Origin of the sequence: Amycolatopsis sp. cg9, from assembly GCF_041346945.1 — a bacterium.
Classification (GTDB): Bacteria; Actinomycetota; Actinomycetes; order Mycobacteriales; family Pseudonocardiaceae; genus Amycolatopsis.
Genome location: NZ_CP166850.1, coordinates 2923010 through 2944842 on the forward strand (window position 1 = coordinate 2923010; position 21833 = coordinate 2944842).

A 21833-nucleotide genomic window follows, 5' to 3' on the forward strand; every position below is an offset into this window, starting at 1 on the left:
CCGGTCCCCCTCCCAGTGAGTTCGGTACCGCCCGCGAAGTACCCAAGCGGGTGAGCGGCTAATCAGGTGCCTTCGGCCAGCTCGGATTCGTCCAGGCCCGAACGCAGCTTCTTCAGCGTCGCAGCCAGCAACCGCGACACCTGCATCTGGGAGACCCCGACGCGGCGCGCGATGTCCGATTGGCTCATCCCGGAGCCGAACCGCAGCGCCACGATCTTGCGCTCCCGGTCCGGCAGGCTCTCCAGCATCGGGCGCAGCGCCTCCCGCAGCTCGGCCTGGCCCAGCTCGGCGTCCGGCGCCCCGAACCTCGTGTGCGCCGCGTTCTCCAGCAGGTGGTCGAGCGAAGCGCCGTAGCGGCCCTGGCCGGCGCGAAGACCCTCGTAGACGTCTTCGATGGGCACGCCGAGGCGCCCGGCGATCTCACTCGGCTTCGGCGCGCGGGAGAGCTGCACGGTGAGCTCTTCGCGGGCGGCCGAGATGTTCGCGTTCAGCTCCTTGAGCCGCCGCGGCACCCGCACCGACCAGCTGTTGTCCCGGAAGTGGTGCCGCAGCTCCCCGGAGATGGTCGGCACCGCGAACGCCAGGAAGTCCGTCCCCTGATCGGGGTCGAACCGGTCGACGGCGTGGATCAGCCCGACCGTGGCGATCTGGACCAGGTCCTCCATCGCCTCGTCGCGGTTGCGGAACTTGCGGGCCAGGTTGCGCGCGAGCTCCAGGTGGGCGCGCACGAGGGTGTCGCGGATGCGGTCGCGTTCCGGCGAGTCCGCGGGCAGCGCGGCGAGCTGGGCGAACAGCGCGCCGACGTCCGGTTCGTCCCCCCTGCTCTCGGCGGGACCGCTCACGAGTCCGCCACCTGGCTTTCCCGGACCAGGTCGACCCGGGACAGGTAGCGGCCGTCCTTCGGCGTGATGGTGCGCTCGGCCGTCGTCGCGAGCGCGGTCAGCAGCTGCCACGAAAGCCCGGTGTCGTCCTCGTGGTCCGGGGAGTCCGAAAAGACCGAGACCGAGACCTCGATGCGCGGCCCGCTCCACGAGAACACGCACGTGAGCTTGCCGTCCGCGCTGGCGGGGAGCAGCAGCGAGCAGGCTTCGTCCACCGCCATCCGGAGGTCCTCGACGGCGTCGAGGTCGAAGTCCTGGCGCATCGCGATGTCGGCCACGATGGTCCGCAGCGTGGGCACGACGTGCGGGATCGCGGCCGTCCGCACCTCGATGACCTGCGCGCCTTCCGGGACGAGCGGGGCGTTGTCCTCCACGTTTGTTCCTTTCTCCGGCTCGCGCTGCGGGGGGTCGGCGGTGTCCTCTCACGCCCGGTCAGCGAGATGCCCGTGGGGTGAGCAAACCAAACCCGCGTTTGATCCGCTCCACCGGCGGGCATGTAGCCGTCGACATGCTGATCCTGGGAAAGGCGGGGACGACATGGCTGACGTGAGCCGGCTGCCCAACGTGGTTGCTGAAGAGTGGGAATGGCAGCTGAACGGCTCGTGCCGCGGTGCGGACAGCAGCCTGTTCTTCCACACGGACAACGAGCGGGGTTCCGCGCGCGAGCGGCGCGAGTCGCGGGCCAAGGCCATCTGCCAGACCTGCCCGGTCCTGGCGCAGTGCCGCCGGCACGCGATGACCGTGCAGGAGCCGTACGGCATCTGGGGCGGCCTCGGCGAGATCGAACGGCGGCAGCTGTTCCTCCGCCAGCGACGGGCCGCGCGGAAGACCGTGAGCGCGCACTGACCAGGCACGATTCAGGTGCACGTGAACAGCTCGCGCGAAAGGGCGGCGGCCGTGGCGGGCTCGGTCGCTTCCTGGGTTAGGGTTGGCCCCGGAGTTGCCTTGACCGTGCCGGGCGCGGGGTTCTGCCCCGGGCTGTGGAAGGCGCGGTGACACGGTTGCCGCTTGAGACAGCAGGCGCGTACCCGGCGCAGGAGCAGCGCCTGACGAGGAGAAACTGCATGCCCGCAGCCGACCAGAACGCCACCCCGCCCGGGTTCGGCATCACGCTGGACACCGACGCGACGGAGCCCCGGGTGGTGGTCACCGGCGAGCTCGATCTGCTCACCAGCCCGCAGCTGCAGGAGGCCCTGGCGGGGCTGATCGCGGACAAGCGCGCGCAGCGGGTCGTGGCCGATCTGACCGGGGTGACCTTCTTCGATTCCTCCGCGCTGAACGTGGTGCTCCGCGCACAACGCCAGGCCGGCGAGCAGGACGTCGAACTCGAGGTCGTCCCGAGCCCCGCGGTGAGCCGAGTGATCGAGCTCACCGGCGTGGCCGAACACCTGAGCGTGTCGGAGGACCCCCAAGCCTGACCGCCCGCTACGGTTCCGCGGACTGGTTCGCGGGATCCTGGGGGCGGCACGATGATGGGGCGGACGCATGCCCTGAGCGGCTGGTGCGCGGGCTTGGCCCTGGCGCCCGCGGTCGGGGTGGGTTCGGTGCACCAAGCGGTGGTCTTCGCGGCCACCACAGCGGGTTTCACCCTGCTGCCCGACCTCGACCACCCCGGCGCGAGCGCGTCCCGCCTCCTCGGCTGGCTGACCGGCGCCCTGTCGTGGCTGCTGCGGCGCGTCTCGTCGGCGTTCTACGCGCTGACGAAGGGCCCGCGCGACGAGAAGGTCACCGGCCAGCACCGCCACCTTTCCCACACGATCCTCTTCGCCGCGGGCTTGGGCGCGTTGACGTCGTGGGGCACCGAAAAGGGCGGCCCGTGGGCGGTCGTCGGCGTGGTGGTCTTCGGCTTGATGCTGGCGGAAGGCGCACTCGGCGACTGGCTCCTCCCGGTGAGCGGCGCGGCGGTGGCGTGGTGGTTCTTCACCGCGCCCCCGGACCGCGCCGGCGAACTGGCGTCCATCTCGGGCTGGCTCGGCATCGCGGTCGCGGCGGGGTGCCTGACCCACTGCCTGGGTGACGCGCTCACCGAGTCCGGTTGCCCGTTCCTCTTCCCGATCCCGATCGCCGGCGAGACCTGGTACGAGCTGGGACCCCCGAAGGCCCTCCGGTTCAAGACCGGCAAGAAGGTCGAGAAGCGGTTGATCTTCCCGGTGTTCGTGGTGCTCGGCGTGCTGCTGGTGCCCGGGGTGTGGGACTGGTCGGTCAGCACGTTCGAGCGGCTGTTCATCCCGCCGTCGTCCCAGCAGGCGACCACGCCTTGAGCCGCTCGGCGGCCGCGGCGGTGTCGGTGTAGTCGCGGGTGTGCTTGATCCGCCCGTCCTCGACGGTCAGCACCATGACGTAGGAGACGGCGAAGGCCTCGCCGCGCACCTCCTGGTGCAGGTCGAACTCCGCGACGAGCTTCCGCGGGTCCGCCGTCTCGTGGACGACGACGTTGGCGGCTCCGGTGATCCGCCGGCTCCCACCGGCGGCGTGGAAGCGGCGGCGGAGCTCTTCGCGGCCCTTCGTCACGCGGGGCACGCCGGGGAGGGTGAAGGGCATTTCGAGGGTGACGTCTTCGGCGTAGAGGTCGGCGAGGTCGTCCCACCGGTTCTCGACCGAGGCGGCGAGGAAGCGGTCGAAGACCTCACGCGTGCGGAGCGCGGCGAGGGCGGTGTTCGGGTAGTCGCGGTACGCCGTGATCTCCCCGCCGGTCACCGTCACCACCCCGACCGACGAAGGGTGGCCGGACACCCGCAGCTCCAGGACGAAGCCCGTCTCCGTCACCTCCGCCGTGACCTGGGCTTCCCGCACGCCCAGCGCGCGCGCCCGGGCACCGGCCGCGCCCAGTTCGGCGACGATCGCCTCCCGGCCTTCGGTGCGCAGGCCGAGGAACGGCCGCTCGTACACCGCGTCGGCGGCGAAGAGGTCCGCGAACGGCCCGGTGTCGAGAGTGGACATACCAAGGCGGACCAGCCGGGCGATTTCGGGCACGGTGCGGGTCATCGGAATTCTCCTGGAAGACTGGACGTTGAATCGGAACGGTGCACCCGCTTACGACGATACGGAGCGAGCGCTCCGTTTGTCAACGAGGAGAGCTTGATGGAGAAGATGCGCGCGGACGCACGGCGCAACCGGGCCAAGGTCCTGGCCGCCGCGGAGGAGGCGTTCGCCGTCGACGGGCTGGCCGTGCCGCTCGACGACATCGCGCGGCTGGCCGGCGTCGGGGCCGGCACCGTCTACCGGCACTTCCCCAGCAAGGAAGCGCTCTTCCAGGCCGTCGTCCTCGAGCGCATCCAGCAGTTCGCCGAGGAAGCCCGCGCGCTCGCCGAAGCGGACGAGCCCGGTGAGGTCTTCTTCGACTACTTCGTCCGCGTCATCCACCAGGCGTCCCTCAACCGGGCCATCTGCGACGCCCTGGCCGAGTCCGGCGGGCACGCCTTCAAAGCCGGGGCGGGCGACGACTTCCGCGCGGGCTTCGCGCGGCTCCTCGAGCGGGCGCAGGCGGCCGGCGCCGTCCGGCGGGACATCGACGGGGACGACCTGCGCGCGCTCATCGTCGGCTGCCTCGCCGTCGAGCGGTACGCGCCGGGCAGCGAGCACCTCGTCCGCGTCGTCGTCGACGGGCTGCGGGCGTCAGCCGGACAGGGCGATGTCGCGTAGCTGCGCCCGGCTCGCGATGCCGAGCTTGGGGAACACCTTGTACAGGTGGTAGCCGACGGTGCGCGGGCTCAGGAACAGCCGCGCGCCGATCTCGCGGTTGGACAACCCCGCCGCGGCCAGCTCCGCCACCTGGCGCTCCTGCGCGGTCAGCCGCCCGCCGCCGCCCGCGGCCGACCCGGTCGCCCGCAGTTCCCGGCCCGCCGTCGCGGCCCACTCGGTCGCGCCGAGGCTGTCGAACAGCTCCCAAGCCGTCCGGAGCGCCACCTTCGCCTCGGTGATCCGACGGTCGCGCCGCAGCCGCTGGCCTTCGCGCAGCCGGGCGCGCGCCCGCTCGAAGGGCCGGTCGTCGGGCGGAGCCGGGGAAAGCCCGCCGGACGACGCCTCGGCGTGGTCGCGGGCGGCCGCGGCGGCGACGTCCCGGTGGCCCAGCGCGGAAAGCCGTTCCACGGCCGGCTCGTACTCGCCGCGGGAGAGGTGCAGCGAGCCCAGCGCCCAGCGGGCCTGCGCCGCCGCCAGCGCGTTGTCTTGGGCCGGTGCTTCCCGCAGCACGAGCGTCGCGTGCTCCCGGCACGCCTGCGCGTCACCGCGCAGGGCGGCGAGCCGGGCCAGCACCGCGTGCGCGTCCGCCGACGTCACCCGCTGCTCGGCGGCGGTCCGCAGCGCCTCCGCCGCGTGCGCCCGCGCGTCGGCCCAGCGGCCCAGGTCCAGCTCCACTTCGGACAGCCACGTCAGCAGGACCGCGTACAGCGCGAGGATCCCGTTGGCGCGCAACCGTTCCGCGGCGACGAGCCCGAACTCCCGGGTCGCCTGCCGGTGCGGCCCGCGGCGGCTGATCGCCATCGGGACGAGCCAGCGGTGGGCGTGCCGTTCGGTGAGCGACGCCGGGACCGCGTCGAGGAGCTCCCACGGGTCCGGCACTTCGCCGTCGCCGGTGAGCAGCCCGGCCAGGACGTGGTAGCCGGGTTCGCAGTCCAGCGCGGTGATCCGCCGGGCCAGCCCGGCGACGTCGGCCCACCGGTCGCGGTGGTGCGCGGCGTCGATCGCCAGGAACAGCAACCGCGCCGCACGCTCGGGACCGACCTGGTCCGCGAGCCGCGTCAGGTGGTCCTGAGCGGCGGCGAGGTTCCCGCTGTAGAGCTCGATCAGCCCGCGCAGCCGTCCGGTCAGCGGCCGCGCGACGGGCTCGCGGACCGTCGAAGCCATGACGTCCAGGAGCCGCCGGGCCCGCACGGGGTCACCGGCCTTCCACGCCGAGTGGGCCGCCTCGCAGAGCCGGTGCGCCCGCGCGCTTTCGTCCATGCCCCGAAGCTAGGTCCGCCCCGCTGAGACGCCGTTCAGGTCACGCAGCTTCCGCAGCGGCGAGCACACCAGGATCGCCGCCGAAGCGAGCACCCCGGCGGCGGCGAGCTGCATCGTCGCCCGCATCCCGAACGCGGTCGCGAGCGCCCCGCCGAGCAGGCTGCCCAGCGGGACGACGCCGAGGATCAGCGTGCGGGTGATCGAGTTGACCCGGCCCAGCAGCTCCGGCGGGGCGACCGCCTGCTGGAAGCTCATCCCGAACACGTTCAGCACGATGACGCCGTAGGTAGCGAAGAACCCGGCGGCGACGTAGCAGGCGAGCGCCCACCCGCGGCCGGTGAACGGGTAGAGCTGGTAGGCCAGGCCGAACAGCACCCCGGCACCCCAGAGGGCCCGCGCCTCGCCGATCCGCGCGCCGAGCCGCCGCGCGGTGAGCCCGGCGGTGAGCGCCCCGGTCAGCGACGCGGTGCCCAGCAGTCCGATCGCCCACGCCGAGAGCCCGACCTCCCGGGACAGGAAGGCGATCACGATCGCCAGGTGGGCCGACTGGAAGAGGCTCGACACCGCGCCGTGCGCGCTGATCGCCAGCAGGACGCGGTTGCCGCGCACCACTCGCAGTCCTTCGCCGATCTCGCGCAGGAGCCGCCGCGGCCGAGGGGCGGGACGCACGTCCGGCGTCTCGATGCGGCGCAGCCACAGCGCCGACCACAGGTAGCTGACGGCGTCGGCGGCGAGCGCGGTCGCGGCGCCGAGCGCCTGGACGATCAGCCCGGCCAGGCCGGGGCCGGCGACCGCGGCCATCGACAGGTTCGTCTGGAGCCGGGCGTTCGCGTCCGGCAGCTGCTCGCGCGGCACCAGCCGGGGGAGGTACGTCTGGTGCGCGATGTCGAAGAACACGCCCAGGAGCCCGGCCCCGAGCACGACGAGGAGCAGCTGGGGCAGGCCGAGCACGCCGAACAGCGCGGCGACCGGGATCGTCGCGAGCAGCGCCGCGCGTCCGGCGTCGGCGGCGATCAGCAGCGGGCGCTGGCGGATCCGGTCGCACCAGGCGCCGACCTGCAGGCCGAGCACCAGGTAGGGCAGCGTCTGCGCGGTGCGCAGCAGCGAGACCTCGAAGACCGACGCGCCGAGGGTGGCGACCGCCAGCAGCGGCACCGCCAGCACGTCGATCCGGCTGCCGAACTGGCTGGCGAGGTCGGCGATCCACAGTCGCCGGAAGTCGCGGTTCCCCAGTGCCCCCATGATCCCAACCTGGCAGGTGCGCGCGCAGAGCGCAACAAAGTTGAGCTGACTCGACTCAAGCTGCACTTTCGGTAACGGGAAGTAAGATCGACGCGAGTTAGTCCTCGTACCTGCGCTGCGCGTGGCGAGGGGGTGCCCGGATGAGTGGCCGACCTACCTGGGGTTCCGCCGCGGTCACCGGGCTGGCGGGCTTCGCCACCGGACTGCTCGTCGCCGCGCTCCTCGTCGCCGGCCGGCCGACGCCGCGGCCCGCCGAAGTCACCGCGCCGCCGACCAGCACCGTGCCCGCTGTCCCGGTCACGGTGACCGCGTCCGTGCCGCCGTCGACGGTGGTCTCCGTCGAGACGTCCCCGCCGACGACCACGACGAGCCGGGTGGAGGTCACGGTGACCTCGACCCCGACCTCGGTCACCCCGACGTCGACGTCGCCGGTCCTGCCGTTGACCAGCGGCTGGCGCGACTGACGGTGCAACCGTCCGGCCGCCGGTCCCGTCTGGCCGTCATGCGAAGGATTCCGTGGATCGCCGTGGTCCTGATCGGCGCGGCCGGGTGCGGGCGGGCGGAGGTCGCCTGCACGGCGATCGGCACCCCGGTCGGCATCGGCCTGTCGGTTCCCGACCCGGCCGGCATCACCCGCGCGACGCTCGACGCCTGCTGGGGCGACCGGTGCGTCACCCGGCAGGTCGCCCTCTTCCCCGCGACGGCGGCGGGCGCGACCTCCTGCACGGGGACCGGACCGGACGCCGCCTGCGGCGTGTCGATGGTCCCGACCGGTGGCCTCCAGGGCTTCGCCGACGTCCCGGGCCTGCCCGCCGAGCCGGTGCGGGTCACCGTCCGGTTCGACGACGACAGGCCGCACGGCGTCGAGGTGACGCCGTCGTTCAGCGAGCCGAACGGCCCCGCCTGTGGGAAGGCGGGGCCGCAAGCCCAGCTCCTGGTGGGCGCCGGCGGCGAACTGCGGGTGCGTTAACCGACGTCCCGGCGCTTCCAGCCGGCCAACCCGGCCCCCAGCGCGACGACCGCGACGGCGAGCAGCCAGACGATCGGCGTCGCGGTGAGCTCCTGGCCGGGGAGCTTCGGCGGGTGCTGGAACGGCGAGACGTCCAGCACCGCCTGCGGCAGGTTCACCACCGGGCCGAACAGGCTGAGCAGCAGCGCCAGCGCGCCCACCGCCCACGCGGCGGCCGAGTAGCCCGGCAGCAGGCCGAAGATCGCCACCGCGAGCGCGACCACCACCCAGGCCGCGGGCAGCTGGACGAGCATTCCGGCGAGGGAGTCGCCGACCGAGCCGCCGACGTCGCCGGTGCGCAACCCGTTGGCCAGCCCCATGAACAGCCCGCCGGCCAGCAGCAGCACCGCCGTGCCGAAGAACGCGAACACCAGGTGGCCCACCGCCCAGCGCAGCTTGCCGACGCTCGTGGCCAGCACCGGCTCGAGCCGGATCGCGGTCTCCTCGCCGCGCATCCGCAGCACCGCCTGGATCCCGTACAGCGACGCGACCATCGCGAACATCCCGGCCATGGCGGCGAGGAACGCCTGCGTGAGCGCCTCGCTGCCGCCGAGGCGCGCCATGATCTCCTGCGCCTGCGGGCTGGAGCCGACCAGGCCGCCGATGCCACTGGCGATCGAGCCGAACACCGCGCCGACCACGGCCATCCCGATCGTCCAGCCGAGCAGCGGCCCGCGGTGCAGCCGGACGGCGAGCGCGAACGGCGTCCGCAGGCCCGCCGCCGCCCGCGCCGGGCCCGGCCGCGGCGGCAGGATGCCGACCCCGACGTCACGCCGCGGCAGCAGCCAGTACCCGGCCGCGCCGACGACCAGTGCGAAGGCCACCGGCAGCAGGAGCACCCACCAGCGTTCGCCGGCGAACGCGCGGACCTGCTGCACCCAGCCGATCGGCGACAGCCACGACAGCCAGCGGGCGTCCACAGTGGAGTCACCGGCGCCGCGCAGCAGGAACGCGGCGCCGACCACGGCGGTGCCGATCCCGTTGGCGGTGCGGGAGTACTCGGCGAGCTGGACGGCGACGGTCGCGACGGCCGTGAAGACCAGTCCCGTCAACGCTTGCGACGCGCCGAAGGCGAGCGAACCGGCGGCGGGCAACCCGGCGCCGACCATGCTGCCGCACTGGATCAGGCCGATCAGCACGCTCGCCCCGCCGGCGACCAGGACGGCCGACGTCAGCGCCGCGTACCGGCCGACGACCGCGGACGCCAGCAGCTCCGCGCGGCCCGTGTCCTCCTCGGCGCGGGTGTGCCGGGTGACCGTGAAGACCACCATCAGCCCGGTGAGCAGGGCCAGGAACCCGCACATGCGCCAGGAGATGAACCCGCCGGCGGTGGTCAGGTCGAACGGCGGCCCGTAGAGCAGCGCGTACGACGGGTTCGTGTTCGCGCCGGCCTGCAGCGCCTGCCGGTCCGCGGCGGTCGGGTAGAACTGCGTGAACGTCTTGACCGTGCTGGCCGGGACGATGCTGAGCAGCACGATCCAGATCGGCAGCACGACGCGGTCGCGGCGCAGCGCGAGCCGGGTGAGGTGCCAGGTGCCGGCGAGTTCGTGCGCCGGCGCGACCTCGGCTTCGGCACGGGAGAGCGTCGCGGTCATTTCGCGCTCGCCTCGGTGGTGTAGTGCCGCAGGAACAGCTCTTCCAGCGTCGGCGGCTGGCTGACCAGGCTGCGGACGCCGACCTGGGTCAGCTGGCGCAGGGCCTCGTCGAGCGAGCGCGTTTCGACGTCGAACCGGACGCGGTTGCCGTCGACCTTGAGGTCGTGGACGTTCGCCAGCTTCGTGAGCCCGTTCGGCGGGCCGGCCAGCTCGGCGGTGATCGACGTCCGGGTCAGGTGGCGCAGTTCGGCGAGCGTGCCCGACTCGACCGTGCGCCCGTTGCGGATGATGCTGACCTTGTCGCACAGCGCCTCGACCTCGGCGAGGATGTGGCTGGAGAGCAGCACGGTCCGGCCCTGCTCGCGCTCCTCCTGGATGGCGTACTGGAACGTCGCCTCCATCAGCGGGTCGAGGCCGGACGTCGGCTCGTCGAGGATCAGCAGGTCGACCCGCGAGGCGAGCGCGGCGACGATGGCGACCTTCTGCCGGTTGCCCTTCGAGTACGTCCGCCCCTTCTTCTTCGGGTCGAGGTCGAACCGTTCGATCAGGTCGGCGCGGCGCTTCTCGTCGAGCCCGCCGCGCAGGCGGCCGAGCAGGTCGATCACCTCGCCGCCGGAGAGGTTGGGCCAGAGGTTGACGTCGCCGGGCACGTAGGCCAGGCGGCGGTGCAGGCTCGCGGCGTCCTTCCAGGGGTCGCCGCCGAGCAGCCGGACGTCCCCCGAGTCCGCGTGGAGCAAGCCGAGCAGGACCCGGACGGTGGTCGACTTCCCGGCGCCGTTCGGGCCCAGGAAGCCGTGCACCTCCCCGGCGGGTACCTGCAGATCGAGGCCGTCGAGGGCCTTCGTCCGGCCGAACGACTTGTGGAGGCCGGAGATCGCGATGGCGTTTTCCATGCTTCGGAAGCTACACTGGTTTCACAAAGTTGTGAAGTTAAGAAAATGTCTAGATTGAGTGATCTTGCTGGGGGCTTACGGGAGGATGGGCCGATGACGACGCCTGACACGAAGCGAGATGAGGACGCCGTCCGCCGGTACGTCGAGAGCCTCGGGCTCGTGCTCTCGCAGATCGGGATGCAGCGCATGCCCGCCCGGGTGTTCGCCGCGCTGATGACCACCGACGACGCCCGGTTGACCGCCGCCGACCTGGCTTCGCAGCTCTCGGTCAGCCCGGCGGCCGTCTCGGGCGCGGTCCGCTACCTCGAACAGATCGGCCTGGTCGCCAAGGAGCGCGAGCCGGGCGAGCGCCGCGACCACTACCGCCTCTACGACGACCTCTGGTACGCCACCTTCCTCAAGCGCGACCGCATGATCATCATGTGGCGCGACGCGGCCGAAAACGGCATCGACGCCTTGGGCGAGGACTCGCCGGCCGGGAAGCGGCTCGCCGAGATGCGGGACTTCCTGTCCTTCATGCTGGTCGAGCTCAACGGCATGTACGAGCGCTGGCACAAGCTGCGCGAGGAGAAGAACGCCTAGAGCGCGGCGAGCAGCGTGTCCGCGAGCCGGCCGGCGAGATCGGCGGGCTCGCGCTCTTCGAACGTCGCCAGGAACGCCTGCTGGAAACAGGCGCCCAGCAGCAGGGACGCGGCCGCCTCGACGTCCGTGCCGGCCTTGACCCGGCCCAGTGAAACCTCGGCCCGCAGGTAGCCCGCGACGCCGTCGAGCAGCACCCGCGGGCCGTGCTCGCCCAGCCGCTCCCGGTGGGACCGCAGCAGCTCGCGCGAGGAGAACACCGAAACCGCGATCGGGAACCCCTCGAGGTAGAACGCCAGGCCGAGCCGCGCAACCCGGGTGAGGTTGTCCCGCAGCGACGCCCGCCCCGGATCCGCGGTGAGCTCGCCCAGTGCCGCTCCCAGCGCGGGCAGCTCCTCGCCCAGCACGCTGAGGAACAGGTCGGTCTTGTCGCGGAAGTGCTTGTAGAGCATCGCTTCCGAGTACCCCGCGGTCTGCGCGATGACCTTGGTCGTCGCGTGGGCGTAGCCCTGCTCGCGCATCACCTTCGCGGCCGCGGCGACGATCTCTTCGCGGCTTCCCATGGCGGCTCCTGAGTGCGTTCTCAGCGTGGTTAGTGAACACTCACCCTACCTGGTGAGTGTTCACTAACCGAGGAGGAGACACATGCGGATCACCGTTCTGGGCGCGACCGGCGGCGTCGGCGGCGAGGTCGTCAAGCAGGCTTCGGAGCGCGGCTGGCACGTCACGGCCGTCGTGCGCGACCCCGCCAAGCTGCGGCTGCCCGCCGAGGTCGTCGTCGCCGGCCTGCACGAGCAGGGGAAGCTGGCGGCCGCGTTCGACGGCCGGGACGCGGTGCTCTCCGCGCTCGGCTCCCGGGATCGCAAGCCGACGACGGTCTGCGCCGACGGCGCCCGCGCCGCGCTCGAAGCCGGGGTCAAGCGCCTGCTGGTGGTCAGCGCCGCCGGGCTGGACACCGACGGGGACGGCATGTTCACCCGCACGCTCGTGAAGCCGCTGCTCGACGCGGTCCTCAAGCACGGGTACGCGGACATGCGCGCGATGGAGGACCTGGTCATGGCCAGTGCGGCGGACTGGACCGTCGTCCGGCCGCCGATGCTGCTCAACGGGCCGCGCACCGGCGTCGTGAAGAGCCGCCTCGACGGCAACGTGCGCGGCAGCTACACGATCCGGCGCGCCGACGTCGCCGCGTACCTGCTCGACGCCGTGGCGGACCCCACGCTGATCAGGGCGAAGGTTTCCATCGCCCACGGCTAGCCTCCGCCTTCCTCCCCGCCGCCGCCCTCAACGGAGGCGCTTCGCGCCGCTGGTCTAATTCCGGGATGGTGATCCTCGCGCAGGCTGTCTACGTCAAGCGGACGACCCCGCGGCTCCCGGGTGCCGCGGGACCCACCGAAGGGCTCGTCCCCGGCGACGGCGAGCCGTTCCGGCTGGCCGTCCTCGGCGAGTCCACAGTGGACGGCGTCGGCGCGGCGGACCACGAGGAAGCGCTCACCGGCTGCCTTGCCCGCGAGCTCGCGCGCGACGGCCGGGCCGTGCGCTGGCAGGCGGTCGGGCGGACCGGCGCCAACGCCCGGACCGTCCGCGCCGAGCTGGTCCCGCTGCTGCGCCCGGCCGACCTCGTCGTGGTCGCCCTCGGCGTCAACGACACCATCGAGCTCCGGACCGCCCCGGCCTACCGCCGCGACCTCCTGGCCCTGGTCGTCGAGCTCCGGCGGCGGTTCGGCCCGGTCGACGTCGTCCTGGCCGGGGTGCCGCCGATGTCCCGCTTCCCCGCGCTGCCGCGGCCCTTGCGCGACGTCCTGTCGGCGCGGTCGACGGCGCTCGACGCGTCCGCCGCGGCCCTCGCCCGCGTCCCCGGCGTCACCCACCTCCCGATGGACCCCGCGCTGCTCGACCCCGCGGCCTTCGCCTCGGACCGCTTCCACCCCGGGCCCGCGGGCTACGCGCGGTGGGCGCAAACGCTTGCGGACCACATTCGGTGATCGTCCGGCCTCGATCCGTCGATCTTCAAAAAACTTCGCCGGTTCGTGTATCTGGCCGTCCCGCCACTGCGTCCTGTGGAGCAGCCGAGGACGGAAGAACGCGACAGGGGGTGTCGAGTTCGACGAAAACGCGGTGCCCGGGAGCCGAGGGGGCTTCCGGACACCGTCGGCCGGGTGCCCTTCGGGGGAGGGGACACCTGGCGGGGCCCGTTGGGGAGCGGGTCCTTGAGGGAGGGGAGCACCGGTCGGTGCGGGCGCATCCGCGCCGGCCGGTGCCTCCCGCAGCAGACCACTGACCGCCAGCGCACGAAGTAAGTGACTTGATGTATCCGAGATCCACCTGCACGCTCCTTCCCCCCGAAGGACCCGCGATACTGCCATTGCCGACTCGAAGACTCTTCCGAAGAGGGGCAGATACCGTGACCGACGTGCAAACCACAGAGGTGGACCCGCCGTGGGAGGGTCTGACCGGCGCCGAGCTGCACGCCGCGTGCATGCAGGCCGCGCGGGACGGTGACCGCCGGGCGATGGACCGCCTCGTCGCCGAACTCACCCCGCTTGTGTGGCACGTCGCCCGCGCCAACGGCCTCGACCGCTCGGTCGCCGAAGACGTCGTCCAGACCGTGTGGCTCGCCCTCTTCAGCCAGCTCGGCAAGCTCCGTGATCCCAAGGCCCTCGCCGCCTGGTTGATCACCACCACCCGCCGCGAGGCCACCCACCCGTTCGGCCGCCGCATCCAGCCCGTGCCGTTGAGCGACGAGGTCGCCGACGCGATGCCGAGCACCCAACCGGCCCCCGAAGACGAAGCCGTCCGCGCCGACCGCGACCGCCGGGTCTGGCGCGCCTTCGTCCGGCTGCCCCAACGCTGTCAGGAACTGCTCCGGCTGACCGTGCTCGCGGGTCGGGCGGAATACCAGCTCGTCGCCGAGGCGCTGCGCATGCCACGCGGCAGTGTCGGACCGACCAGAGGACGCTGCCTCGACCAGATGCGCGACCTCCTCGTCAGTGAAGGGGGAAGCCGATGAACGACCTCGGAGCGCCGGGTGAGGCCTTTTCCGATGACCTGATCCTGGCCGGGATCGGCAGCTTCCTCGACGAGTTCGACCCGCCACCGGGTGACCTGGTGCAGCGGGTCCAGTTCGCGCTCGCGCTCGGGGACCTCGACGTCGAGGTGGCCCGGTGGGAGCGGCTCGACGACCTCGCCGGGGTCCGCGGCGGCGGCACGGGCACGATCACGTTCACCGTCAGCGACCTGACGGTGATGATCAACCTGACGAAGATGGGCAAGCTGCACCGCATCGACGGCTGGCTGGTGCCGGCCGGGCAGTACGGGGTCGAGGTGCGCGTCGCCGAGCACGGCACGTCGTCGACGACCGCCGACGAAGGCGGCCGGTTCGTGCTCGACAACGTGCCGCGCGGGACGACGCAGATCCTCGTGCACCTCGGGGACGTCACGTGCCGCCGGACGGTCGTGACGCCGACCGTGGTGCTCTAACCGAGGAAGTCGGCCAGGGGGACGGGGGTGAGCCCGTCCTTCTTCGCCTGCTCGACGAACGCCGTGTAGTCCTCTTTGAACGTCTTCCGGAAGTGCATCAGCACGATGTCACCCGGCTTGAGCTTGTCGCCGGCCTGGAACTGGACGTGCCCGTCGTTGACCGCGGCGGTCCACAGCACCGCGGCGCGCATCCCGCACGCGGCCGCCGCGCGCAGCGTGTTCTGGTCGTAGTTGCCGAACGGCGGCCGGAACAGCGCCGGCCGGACCCCGAGCGACGCCTGGAAGTCGTCGGCGTCCTCGCAGATCTCCTTGCGCTGGAACTCGTACGGCTTGCCCTTGAGGTTCGGGTGGTCGACCGTGTGGTCGCCGAGCGTCGCGCCGGTGGCGTCGAGGATCTGCTTGAAGTAGGCCTCGTGGCCCTTCACGTACTTCTGGTTGAGGAACAGCACCGGGTGGGTGCCGTTCTGCTGCATCAGCTTCAGCGCGTCCGGGTCCTTCACGGCGCCGTCGTCCATGGTGAGGAAGACGTACGGCTTGTCGGTGGTGATCCGCTTGACCACGGGAACCTGGCCGTTCTCGACCGCGGGCGCCTTCTGCTGGACCGTGCCGAACGGGTACGGACCCGGTGTCGTCGCGCCCGGGCCGCCACCCGGCGCCGGGTTCGGCTGGCTGGTGCCGAACTCCCGCTGGTCCGGCTCGCTCGCCGAGCACGCTGTCAGCGCCAGTGCCGCCGCGACGACGATCGCCGCCATTCGCTTCATCCCGCGTCCCCTCCCCGGTGGCCGAAAAGACCACCCGAAAGAGTGACGTGGGAGGGCGGCGGGAAGTTGCGCCGGACGATCTTGGTGTGGCCTGGCGCACCCAGGTCAGCGCCCGGTTTCGGCCGCCTTGACGAGCTTGCCCGAGAACAGCCGGATCACCGCGCGCAAGCCGGCGGCCAGCGCCGGGCCGCTGCCCTTGACCGGCTCGGTGAACGACCCCGTCCACCGCAGGTGCGTACCGCCGTCGGCGGTGGGGGTGAGCAGTACCTCGGCCCGGTAGTCCTTGATCGGGTTGGCGCCGAAGAACGTGTAGACGTGCTTGCGGCCGGGCTCGTATTCGACCGTCTCTTCGCGGATCAGCACCGGCCACAGCCCGACCTCGCGGACGGCGCCGACACCGGGGCCCGGCCGCTTCCAGCGGGCCTGCACGATGAGTGGCTTTCCCCACTCCGCCCAGCGCGGGCCCTCGGCCTCCCGGGCGAACAGCGCTTCGGGTGGCGCCGTGCTCGTGCGGTTGACCTCGAAGGAGTACTTGCGGCCCACCGGAACCTCCCGCGTTGTTGACAGATTGATAATTAAGCGTGTCCGGCAGCGTAGGTCAAGATGGGGGCGTGAGCACGCCGCGTCCCGACCTCGCCGCGCCGCACTGGCTGACCCAGCTCCTGCGCAGCAAGCCGGTCCCGGTGCCGTGGAACATGGTCGCCCGGGCCGTCGTCGCGCTGGCCGTACCGCTCGCGGTGGCGTACGCGGCGGGCGACATCGCCGTCGGCGCGCTCATCTCGACCGGCGCGCTGCCCGCCGTGCTGTCCGAATCGGCCGGGCCCTACCGCTACCGCGCGCGCCGCCTCGGCGGTGCGACCCTGGCCGCGACGGCCGGGTACCTGGTCGGGCTGCTCACCGGCGGCGTCCCGGCGCTGTCGGTGCCCGCGGTGATCCTGGTCGCCGCGGTGTCCGCGCTGATCAGCGCGGCCGGCAGCAACGCCTCCGTCGCCGGCCTGCAGATGTTCGTGTTCTGCGTGCTCGGCACCGGCCAGCACGCGACCGGCGTGCGCGTCGAAGCCCTCTTCGGTTTCTTCTGCCTCGGCGCCGCCTGGAGCTTCCTGGTCGCGCTGGTCAGCTGGACCTTCCGGGCGACCAGCCCCGAACGCACCGCCGTCGCGCACGTCTACGTCGAGCTGGCCGCGATGCTGTCCGCGACCGACGAAGCCGTCTCGCGGGTGGCCCGCCACCGGCTGACCACCGCGATGAACACCGCCTACGACCAGCTGCTCACTGCGCGCTCGTGGCTGTCCGGCCGCGACGCCGCCTACCGCCAGCTGCTCAACCTGCTGTCGGCCACGACCCCCGCGGTCGAGGCGTCGGTGGCACTGGTCCACGCCGGGCGCCGCCCACCGCGGGAGGTCATCGACCACTTCGTCGCGCTGTCGGCATCGGTGCTGGCCAGCCAGCCGCTGCCGGAACCGCCGCCGGCGCCGCCGGAGGAAAGCGATCCGCGGCTCGCCGCGCTGTACGCGGGCCTGGTCCGGATCGGCAAGGGCGACGACCGCAAGCGCCGCGAGCCGACGCCCTGGTACCGGCGCCTGCGGGCGTGGGCGGGGTCGTTGGCGTCCGGCCCGCTGACCTGGATCGCCGCGCTGCGGCTGACCCTCTGCGTCGCGATCGCCGAGGTCGTCGGCCTGCTGGTGCCGTTCGAGCGGTCCTACTGGATCACGCTGACCGTCGGGATCGTGCTCAAGCCCGACTTCGGCTCGGTCTTCGGCCGCGCGGTGCTGCGCGGCATCGGCACGCTCGTGGGCGTCGGGATCGGGGCCGTGGTGCTCGCGGCGGGCGGGCGCGGCTGGGTGCTGGTCGCACTGATCGCGATCTTCGCCGGCGGCGTCGCGGTCGGGAAGGTGCGCAACTACGGCATCCTCAGCGCGTTCGTGACGCCGCTGATCATCCTGCAGATGGACCTGGCCAACACCGGCAGCTGGAACGTCGTGGTGGCGCGGCTGGTCGACACCGCGCTCGGCTGCGTGATCGTGCTGGTCTTCGGCTACCTGCTGTGGCCGGGCAGCCGCCGTCCCCAGGTCGGCGGGCGGCTGGCCGACGGGCTGGACGCCGTCGCGAAGTACGTCTCGTGCGCGCTCGTCGAGGCGTCTTCGGGGGAGGCCCGGCTGGCGCGGTCGCGGGCCCGGCGTGGCGCCTACCGCGCGCTGGCGGACCTGCGGACGGCGTTCCAGCAGGTCGTCGTGGAGCCGTCGGCGAACGGCCGCCAGGCGGTGGCGTGGTGGCCGGTGATCGCCGCGCAGGAACGCGTCGCGGACGCGGTCACCGAGGTCGGCGTGACGATCGGGCGCGGGGTACCGCCGCCGGACCCGGCCGACGTCGAGCTGCTCACGGCCGCGCTGGACGAGCTGGCGGCCGCGATCCGCGAGCAGCGCGAACCGCGGTCGGTGCCGCTGCCGGACCGCGAGCAGCTCTCCGGCGTGGTCGACCAGCTGGAGTCGGCGTTCGACGCCGTCCGCGGCCCCGACCTGGCCGAACGCACCCCGCCGCGGCTCGTCCGGCGGTTCCTGCCCTACCACAGGCGCACGTGACGTCCGTGTTGTTCAATTGCCCCATGGGAATCGACTTCGAGGCGTTGAAGGGCAAGGCCGAAGAGGCCCTGCGCGAGCACAACGACAAGATCGAGGAGGGCCTCGACAAGGCGGCGGACTTCGCGAAGTCCAAGTTCGCCGGCCACGACTCGCAGATCGACGGCGGCGTCGAAAAGGCCAAGGACTTCCTCAACAAGTTCGACGACACCCCGGACAACCCGCCCGCGCGCTGACTACTGGACCTCGCCGGTGGCGATCCCGTCGGACAGCCCGGTGATCCGGCCGCCGCGCTCGCCGAGCGCGATCAGGCCCTGCCGGGCGTCCGGCGCCGCCAGGCTGATCCGGACGCCCGCGCGTTCGGCGTCCAGGTTGGCGGCGAGGGCCTGCGCGCCCTCGTAACCCGCGTTGATCGTGGCCGCCAGCCCACCGGTCGACGCGAGCGAGCCGCGCGCGGCACCGAGCCGGCCGAGGGCTTCGTCGACGATCGGCAGCAGCGCGTCCCGGTTGCCTTCGGTCATCGCGCGCACGAGGTGCGGGTTCGAGCCCGCGACCCGCGTGCCGTCCCGGTAGGACCCGGCCGCGAGCGACATCGCGAGCGGGCCGCCCTCGGCGCCGATCGTGGCCAGGATGGCCGCGAACAGGTGCGGCAGGTGCGAAATCCGGGCGACGGCCTCGTCGTGCGACTCCGCCGGCAGCGGCACGACGTGCGCCCCGATGTCGAGCACGAGCGCGGCGACCTCGGCCCAGGCCTCGAGGTCGGTGTCGTCCTCGACGGCGACGACCCAGGCGGCGCCCTGGAACAGCGTGGCGTCCCCGGCCAGCCAGCCCGAGTTCGACGTCCCGGCCATCGGGTGCCCGCCGACGTACCGCGTGTACGGCACGCGGCGCCGGACCGCGTCCAGGACCGGCGCTTTCACGCTGGTCACGTCGGTGAGCAGGCAGTGCGACGCGTGCTGGTTGACCAGGCGCAGCAGGTCTTCGACGGCCGGGAGCGGCACCGCGAGCACGACCAGCGCGTCGTCGGCGGCGGCCCGGTGCAGCGCGGCTTCGACGTCGGTCGTGACGTCGTAACCCGCTCTGCTGGCCGCGTCGGCGTCCCCTTCGGAAACCGCGGCGCCGAACGCCGTGCGGCCGCTGGCGGCGGCCGCACGCAACAGCGACCCGCCGATCAGCCCGAGCCCGATCACGCATACGTCTCGCACGGGCCCCATCCTGCCAGTGCCGGACGCATTCGGTGCTACAGCGATGCGGCGAGCCTCGTTCCCTGGTCGATCGCGCGTTTCGCGTCGAGTTCCGCGGCGACGTCGGCCCCGCCGATGAGGTGCACCGGGAGCCCGGCGGCGCGCAGTTCGTCCGCGAGGTCCCGCACGGGCTCTTGACCGGCGCAGACGACGACCGTGTCGACTTCCAGCAGCCGCGGGGTGCCGTCGACGGTGATGTGCAGGCCCTCGTCGTCGACCCGGTCGTAGCTGACGCCGGGGAGCTGCTCGACGCGCTTGGCCTTGAGCGCGGCCCGGTGCACCCAGCCCGAGGTCTTGCCGAGCCCGGAACCGATCCCGGTCTTCTTGCGCTGCAGCAGGTACACCTGCCGCGGCGACGGCTCGGGCTTCCGTTCGGCGAGCCCGCCCGGCGCGGTCTCCGGGTCGGTGACGCCCCACTCGGCCATCCACGCGTCGAGGTCTAGGGCCGGCGAGTCCGCGTGCGTGAGGAATTCGCTGACGTCGACGCCGATGCCGCCGGCCCCGATCACCGCGACCCGCGCGCCGACCGGCTTGCCGTGCTTCACGACGTCGACGTAGGACAGCACCTTCGGGTGGTCGATCCCGGGCAGCGACGGCACGCGCGGCGCGACGCCGGTGGCGAGCACGACCTCGTCGAAGCCGGCGAGGTCGGTGGCTTTCGCGCGGGTGCCGAGGTGCAGCTTCACACCGGTGACTTCGAGGCGCCGCTGGTAGTAGCGGATGGTCTCGGCGAACTCCTCCTTGCCGGGGATCTTCCGCGCGATGCCGAACTGGCCGCCGATCTCGTCGTCGGCTTCGAACAGCTCGACGCGGTGCCCGCGCTCGGCGAGCGCGGTCGCGGCGGACAGCCCCGCAGGCCCGGCCCCGACGACGGCGACGTGCTTCTGCCGCCGCGTCGGCGACAGCGTCAGCGTGGTTTCGTGGCCGGCGCGCGGGTTGACCATGCAGGACACCAGCTTGCGCTTGAACGCGTGGTCGAGGCAGGCCTGGTTGCAGGCGATGCAGGTGTTGATCTCGTCCTCGCGGCCGGTCTCGGCCTTCCGGATCCACTCCGGGTCGGCGAGGAACGGCCGCGCCATCGACACGAGATCGGCGTCGCCGCTGCTCAACGCCTCCTCGGCGACCTGCGGCATGTTGATCCGGTTCGACGTGACGACCGGGATCCCGACGTGCGGCTTGAGCTTCCCGGTCACCCAGGTGAACGCGGCGCGCGGCACCGACGTGACGATCGTCGGCACGCGGGCTTCGTGCCAGCCGATGCCGGTGTTGATGATGGTGGCCCCGGCGGCCTCGACCTCCTTGGCGAGCGCGACGACGTCTTCCCAGCGCTGGCCGCCCGGGACGAGGTCGAGCATGGAGAGCCGGTAGACGATGATGAAGTCCTCGCCGACCTTTTCCCTGGTGCGCTTGACGATCTCGACGGCGAACCGGCGGCGCTTCTCCGGCGTGCCGCCCCAGGCGTCGCTGCGCTTGTTGGTGCGCTCGGCCAGGAACTGGTTGATCAGGTAGCCCTCGGAGCCCATGATCTCGACGCCGTCGTAGCCCGCTTCGCGCGCGAGAGCGGCGCAGTTCGCGAAGGCGTCGATCTGCTTGCGGACGCCGTGGCCGGTCAACGCGCGCGGCCGGAACGGGTTGATCGGCGCCTTGATGCTCGACGCGGACACGCTCAGCGGGTGGTAGGCGTACCGGCCCGCGTGCAGGACCTGCAGCGCGATCTTGCCGCCGGCCTCGTGCACGGGAGCCGTGAGCTGCCGGTGCTGCTTCGCCTCGGCGGACGTCGTCAGCTTGGACGCGAGCGGCAGCAGCCAGCCGGTCTTGTTCGGCGCGAACCCGCCGGTGACGATCAGCCCGACCCCGCCGCGGGCGCGTTCGGCGTAGTACTCGGCGAGCTCGGGGAAGTGGGAGGCCTTGTCCTCGAGGCCGGTGTGCATCGAGCCCATCAGGACGCGGTTGCGCAGCGTCGTGAAGCCGAGGTCCAGCGGCGAGAGCAAGGTCGGGTACGGGGTCATCAGGCGTCCTTGGGGTGGTGGAGGGCGGCGAGGACTTCGTCGAACCACTCGACCTGGCCCTCTTCGACGCGGATGCCGCCGCGCAGGACCAGGTACTGGTGCAGGTGCCGGCCGTGGAGGGCCGCGGGCGCGGGGAAGTCGCGCTTCTCGATCTGGCGGTAGACGTCGAGGCGTTCGGCGTGCTGGTCGCGGTGCCGGACGATCTCTTCGGCGACCTTCGCCGGATCGCCGAAGGTGGCGCCGCGGATCTTCACGGCGAGTTCGACCGGACCGGCGCCCGGGTCGGGCTCGGCCAGCCAGCGGACGAGTTCGGCGCGGCCGTCGGCGCTGACCGTGTAGACCTTCTTGTCCGGCCGCCCCGACTGCGCGACGACGTCGACGGCCACCCAGCCGGCCTCTTCCATCCGCTTCAGCACGCGGTAGATCTGCTGGTGGGTGGCGCTCCAGAAGAGCCCGATCGACTTCTCGAAGCGGCGCGTGAGCTCGTAGCCCGAACCGGCGCGCTCGGACAGCGAGACGAGGATCGCGTGCTCCAATGCCATGGGCCGAGCGTCCTATGCAACGAGTTGCAGTGCAACGAGGCGCGCATCACTTCACCCCCCTGAGTGAGGCAAATCGGGTCG

Annotated in this window: 26 protein-coding genes; 13 read left to right on the forward strand and 13 right to left on the reverse strand. The window is 72.4% G+C overall.

What is annotated here, in order from left to right; translation table 11 throughout:
- Nucleotides 1-62 precede the first annotated feature (62 nt).
- Both AB5J73_RS13870 and AB5J73_RS13875 read right to left on the reverse strand, forming a co-directional pair.
- A complete protein-coding gene (locus AB5J73_RS13870; protein WP_370970129.1) occupies nucleotides 63-842 on the reverse strand; it encodes a SigB/SigF/SigG family RNA polymerase sigma factor in 780 nt (259 codons plus the stop codon).
- The gene (locus AB5J73_RS13875; RefSeq protein WP_370970130.1) at nucleotides 839-1255 is read right to left on the reverse strand and encodes an anti-sigma factor; all 417 of its coding nucleotides are present in this window, start codon (nucleotides 1253-1255) and stop codon (nucleotides 839-841) included. Before AB5J73_RS13875 ends, AB5J73_RS13870 begins: the two co-directional genes overlap by 4 nt.
- Nucleotides 1256-1418: 163 nt before the next feature.
- Between AB5J73_RS13875 and AB5J73_RS13880 the strand changes: the two genes are divergently transcribed.
- The 3 genes from AB5J73_RS13880 (at nucleotide 1419) to AB5J73_RS13890 (ending at nucleotide 3142) form a co-directional block, all read left to right on the forward strand.
- A complete protein-coding gene (locus AB5J73_RS13880; RefSeq protein WP_160697384.1) occupies nucleotides 1419-1727 on the forward strand; it encodes a WhiB family transcriptional regulator in 309 nt (102 codons plus the stop codon).
- A gap of 218 nt (nucleotides 1728-1945) precedes the next feature.
- Nucleotides 1946-2299 (forward strand): STAS domain-containing protein, encoded by a 354-nt coding sequence (locus AB5J73_RS13885; protein ID WP_086862300.1) that lies wholly within the window; start codon nucleotides 1946-1948, stop codon nucleotides 2297-2299.
- Nucleotides 2300-2353: 54 nt separating this feature from the next.
- A complete protein-coding gene (locus tag AB5J73_RS13890) occupies nucleotides 2354-3142 on the forward strand; it encodes a metal-dependent hydrolase (RefSeq protein ID WP_370973143.1) in 789 nt (262 codons plus the stop codon).
- Here AB5J73_RS13890 and AB5J73_RS13895 read toward each other — a convergent pair.
- Nucleotides 3105-3821: a nuclear transport factor 2 family protein gene (locus AB5J73_RS13895; RefSeq protein ID WP_370970131.1), complete on the reverse strand. Its 717-nt coding sequence runs from the start codon at nucleotides 3819-3821 to the stop codon at nucleotides 3105-3107. The two genes, AB5J73_RS13890 and AB5J73_RS13895, sit on opposite strands and share 38 nt — an antisense overlap.
- 141 nt (nucleotides 3822-3962) lie before the next feature.
- Between AB5J73_RS13895 and AB5J73_RS13900 the strand changes: the two genes are divergently transcribed.
- The gene (locus AB5J73_RS13900; protein WP_370970132.1) at nucleotides 3963-4523 is read left to right on the forward strand and encodes a TetR/AcrR family transcriptional regulator; all 561 of its coding nucleotides are present in this window, start codon (nucleotides 3963-3965) and stop codon (nucleotides 4521-4523) included.
- On the opposite strand, the gene AB5J73_RS13905 is transcribed toward AB5J73_RS13900, so the two are convergent.
- Nucleotides 4497-5822 (reverse strand): LuxR C-terminal-related transcriptional regulator, encoded by a 1326-nt coding sequence (locus tag AB5J73_RS13905; RefSeq protein ID WP_370970133.1) that lies wholly within the window; start codon nucleotides 5820-5822, stop codon nucleotides 4497-4499. The two genes, AB5J73_RS13900 and AB5J73_RS13905, sit on opposite strands and share 27 nt — an antisense overlap.
- A 9-nt stretch (nucleotides 5823-5831) precedes the next feature.
- Complete coding sequence (locus tag AB5J73_RS13910; RefSeq protein ID WP_370970134.1) at nucleotides 5832-7064, reverse strand: MFS transporter; 1233 nt, start codon at nucleotides 7062-7064, stop codon at nucleotides 5832-5834.
- A gap of 140 nt (nucleotides 7065-7204) precedes the next feature.
- Between AB5J73_RS13910 and AB5J73_RS13915 the strand changes: the two genes are divergently transcribed.
- Nucleotides 7205-7528 carry a hypothetical protein gene (locus tag AB5J73_RS13915; protein ID WP_370970135.1) on the forward strand — a complete coding sequence of 108 codons (324 nt, stop codon included), beginning with the start codon at nucleotides 7205-7207 and terminating at the stop codon, nucleotides 7526-7528.
- A gap of 38 nt (nucleotides 7529-7566) precedes the next feature.
- The gene (locus AB5J73_RS13920) at nucleotides 7567-8034 is read left to right on the forward strand and encodes a hypothetical protein (protein WP_370970136.1); all 468 of its coding nucleotides are present in this window, start codon (nucleotides 7567-7569) and stop codon (nucleotides 8032-8034) included.
- Here AB5J73_RS13920 and AB5J73_RS13925 read toward each other — a convergent pair.
- Nucleotides 8031-9668, reverse strand: a complete 1638-nt coding sequence (locus tag AB5J73_RS13925; protein WP_370970137.1) for an ABC transporter permease — start codon at nucleotides 9666-9668, stop codon at nucleotides 8031-8033. The genes AB5J73_RS13920 and AB5J73_RS13925 overlap by 4 nt on opposite strands.
- Complete coding sequence (locus AB5J73_RS13930; RefSeq protein WP_370970138.1) at nucleotides 9665-10561, reverse strand: ATP-binding cassette domain-containing protein; 897 nt, start codon at nucleotides 10559-10561, stop codon at nucleotides 9665-9667. Before AB5J73_RS13930 ends, AB5J73_RS13925 begins: the two co-directional genes overlap by 4 nt.
- 93 nt (nucleotides 10562-10654) lie before the next feature.
- Between AB5J73_RS13930 and AB5J73_RS13935 the strand changes: the two genes are divergently transcribed.
- Complete coding sequence (locus AB5J73_RS13935; RefSeq protein WP_370970139.1) at nucleotides 10655-11143, forward strand: GbsR/MarR family transcriptional regulator; 489 nt, start codon at nucleotides 10655-10657, stop codon at nucleotides 11141-11143.
- On the opposite strand, the gene AB5J73_RS13940 is transcribed toward AB5J73_RS13935, so the two are convergent.
- Nucleotides 11140-11703 carry a TetR/AcrR family transcriptional regulator gene (locus AB5J73_RS13940; RefSeq protein ID WP_370970140.1) on the reverse strand — a complete coding sequence of 188 codons (564 nt, stop codon included), beginning with the start codon at nucleotides 11701-11703 and terminating at the stop codon, nucleotides 11140-11142. The two genes, AB5J73_RS13935 and AB5J73_RS13940, sit on opposite strands and share 4 nt — an antisense overlap.
- An 82-nt stretch (nucleotides 11704-11785) precedes the next feature.
- Here AB5J73_RS13940 and AB5J73_RS13945 point away from each other — a divergent pair, with 82 nt between their 5' ends.
- From AB5J73_RS13945 to AB5J73_RS13960, 4 genes are all read left to right on the forward strand, one after another.
- Nucleotides 11786-12397 carry an NAD(P)-dependent oxidoreductase gene (locus AB5J73_RS13945; protein ID WP_370970141.1) on the forward strand — a complete coding sequence of 204 codons (612 nt, stop codon included), beginning with the start codon at nucleotides 11786-11788 and terminating at the stop codon, nucleotides 12395-12397.
- 65 nt (nucleotides 12398-12462) lie between these two features.
- Nucleotides 12463-13125, forward strand: a complete 663-nt coding sequence (locus AB5J73_RS13950; RefSeq protein WP_370970142.1) for an SGNH/GDSL hydrolase family protein — start codon at nucleotides 12463-12465, stop codon at nucleotides 13123-13125.
- Between the two features lie 419 nt (nucleotides 13126-13544).
- Nucleotides 13545-14150, forward strand: a complete 606-nt coding sequence (locus AB5J73_RS13955) for an RNA polymerase sigma factor (protein WP_370970143.1) — start codon at nucleotides 13545-13547, stop codon at nucleotides 14148-14150.
- Nucleotides 14147-14620, forward strand: coding sequence for a carboxypeptidase regulatory-like domain-containing protein (locus tag AB5J73_RS13960; protein ID WP_370970144.1), 474 nt, complete (start codon nucleotides 14147-14149; stop codon nucleotides 14618-14620). The genes AB5J73_RS13955 and AB5J73_RS13960 overlap by 4 nt, the downstream gene beginning before the upstream one ends.
- Here the strand turns inward: AB5J73_RS13960 and AB5J73_RS13965 are convergent.
- Both AB5J73_RS13965 and AB5J73_RS13970 read right to left on the reverse strand, forming a co-directional pair.
- Nucleotides 14617-15372, reverse strand: coding sequence for a polysaccharide deacetylase family protein (locus AB5J73_RS13965; RefSeq protein ID WP_370973145.1), 756 nt, complete (start codon nucleotides 15370-15372; stop codon nucleotides 14617-14619). The two genes, AB5J73_RS13960 and AB5J73_RS13965, sit on opposite strands and share 4 nt — an antisense overlap.
- 114 nt (nucleotides 15373-15486) lie before the next feature.
- The gene (locus AB5J73_RS13970) at nucleotides 15487-15924 is read right to left on the reverse strand and encodes an SRPBCC family protein (RefSeq protein WP_370970145.1); all 438 of its coding nucleotides are present in this window, start codon (nucleotides 15922-15924) and stop codon (nucleotides 15487-15489) included.
- A gap of 68 nt (nucleotides 15925-15992) precedes the next feature.
- Between AB5J73_RS13970 and AB5J73_RS13975 the strand changes: the two genes are divergently transcribed.
- Together AB5J73_RS13975 and AB5J73_RS13980 are read left to right on the forward strand one after the other, a co-directional pair.
- The gene (locus tag AB5J73_RS13975) at nucleotides 15993-17960 is read left to right on the forward strand and encodes an FUSC family protein (protein ID WP_370970146.1); all 1968 of its coding nucleotides are present in this window, start codon (nucleotides 15993-15995) and stop codon (nucleotides 17958-17960) included.
- A gap of 23 nt (nucleotides 17961-17983) precedes the next feature.
- Nucleotides 17984-18193, forward strand: a complete 210-nt coding sequence (locus AB5J73_RS13980) for an antitoxin (RefSeq protein WP_370970147.1) — start codon at nucleotides 17984-17986, stop codon at nucleotides 18191-18193.
- Here the strand turns inward: AB5J73_RS13980 and AB5J73_RS13985 are convergent, their stop codons facing one another.
- The 3 genes from AB5J73_RS13985 to AB5J73_RS13995 are packed head-to-tail and all read right to left on the reverse strand — an operon-like array spanning nucleotide 18194 to nucleotide 21752.
- Complete coding sequence (locus tag AB5J73_RS13985; protein WP_370973147.1) at nucleotides 18194-19147, reverse strand: prephenate dehydrogenase; 954 nt, start codon at nucleotides 19145-19147, stop codon at nucleotides 18194-18196. It lies immediately after the preceding gene.
- A 50-nt stretch (nucleotides 19148-19197) separates the two neighbouring features.
- A complete protein-coding gene (locus tag AB5J73_RS13990; RefSeq protein ID WP_370970148.1) occupies nucleotides 19198-21210 on the reverse strand; it encodes an FAD-dependent oxidoreductase in 2013 nt (670 codons plus the stop codon).
- The gene (locus AB5J73_RS13995; RefSeq protein ID WP_370970149.1) at nucleotides 21210-21752 is read right to left on the reverse strand and encodes a PadR family transcriptional regulator; all 543 of its coding nucleotides are present in this window, start codon (nucleotides 21750-21752) and stop codon (nucleotides 21210-21212) included. Before AB5J73_RS13995 ends, AB5J73_RS13990 begins: the two co-directional genes overlap by 1 nt.
- Nucleotides 21753-21833 lie beyond the last annotated feature (81 nt).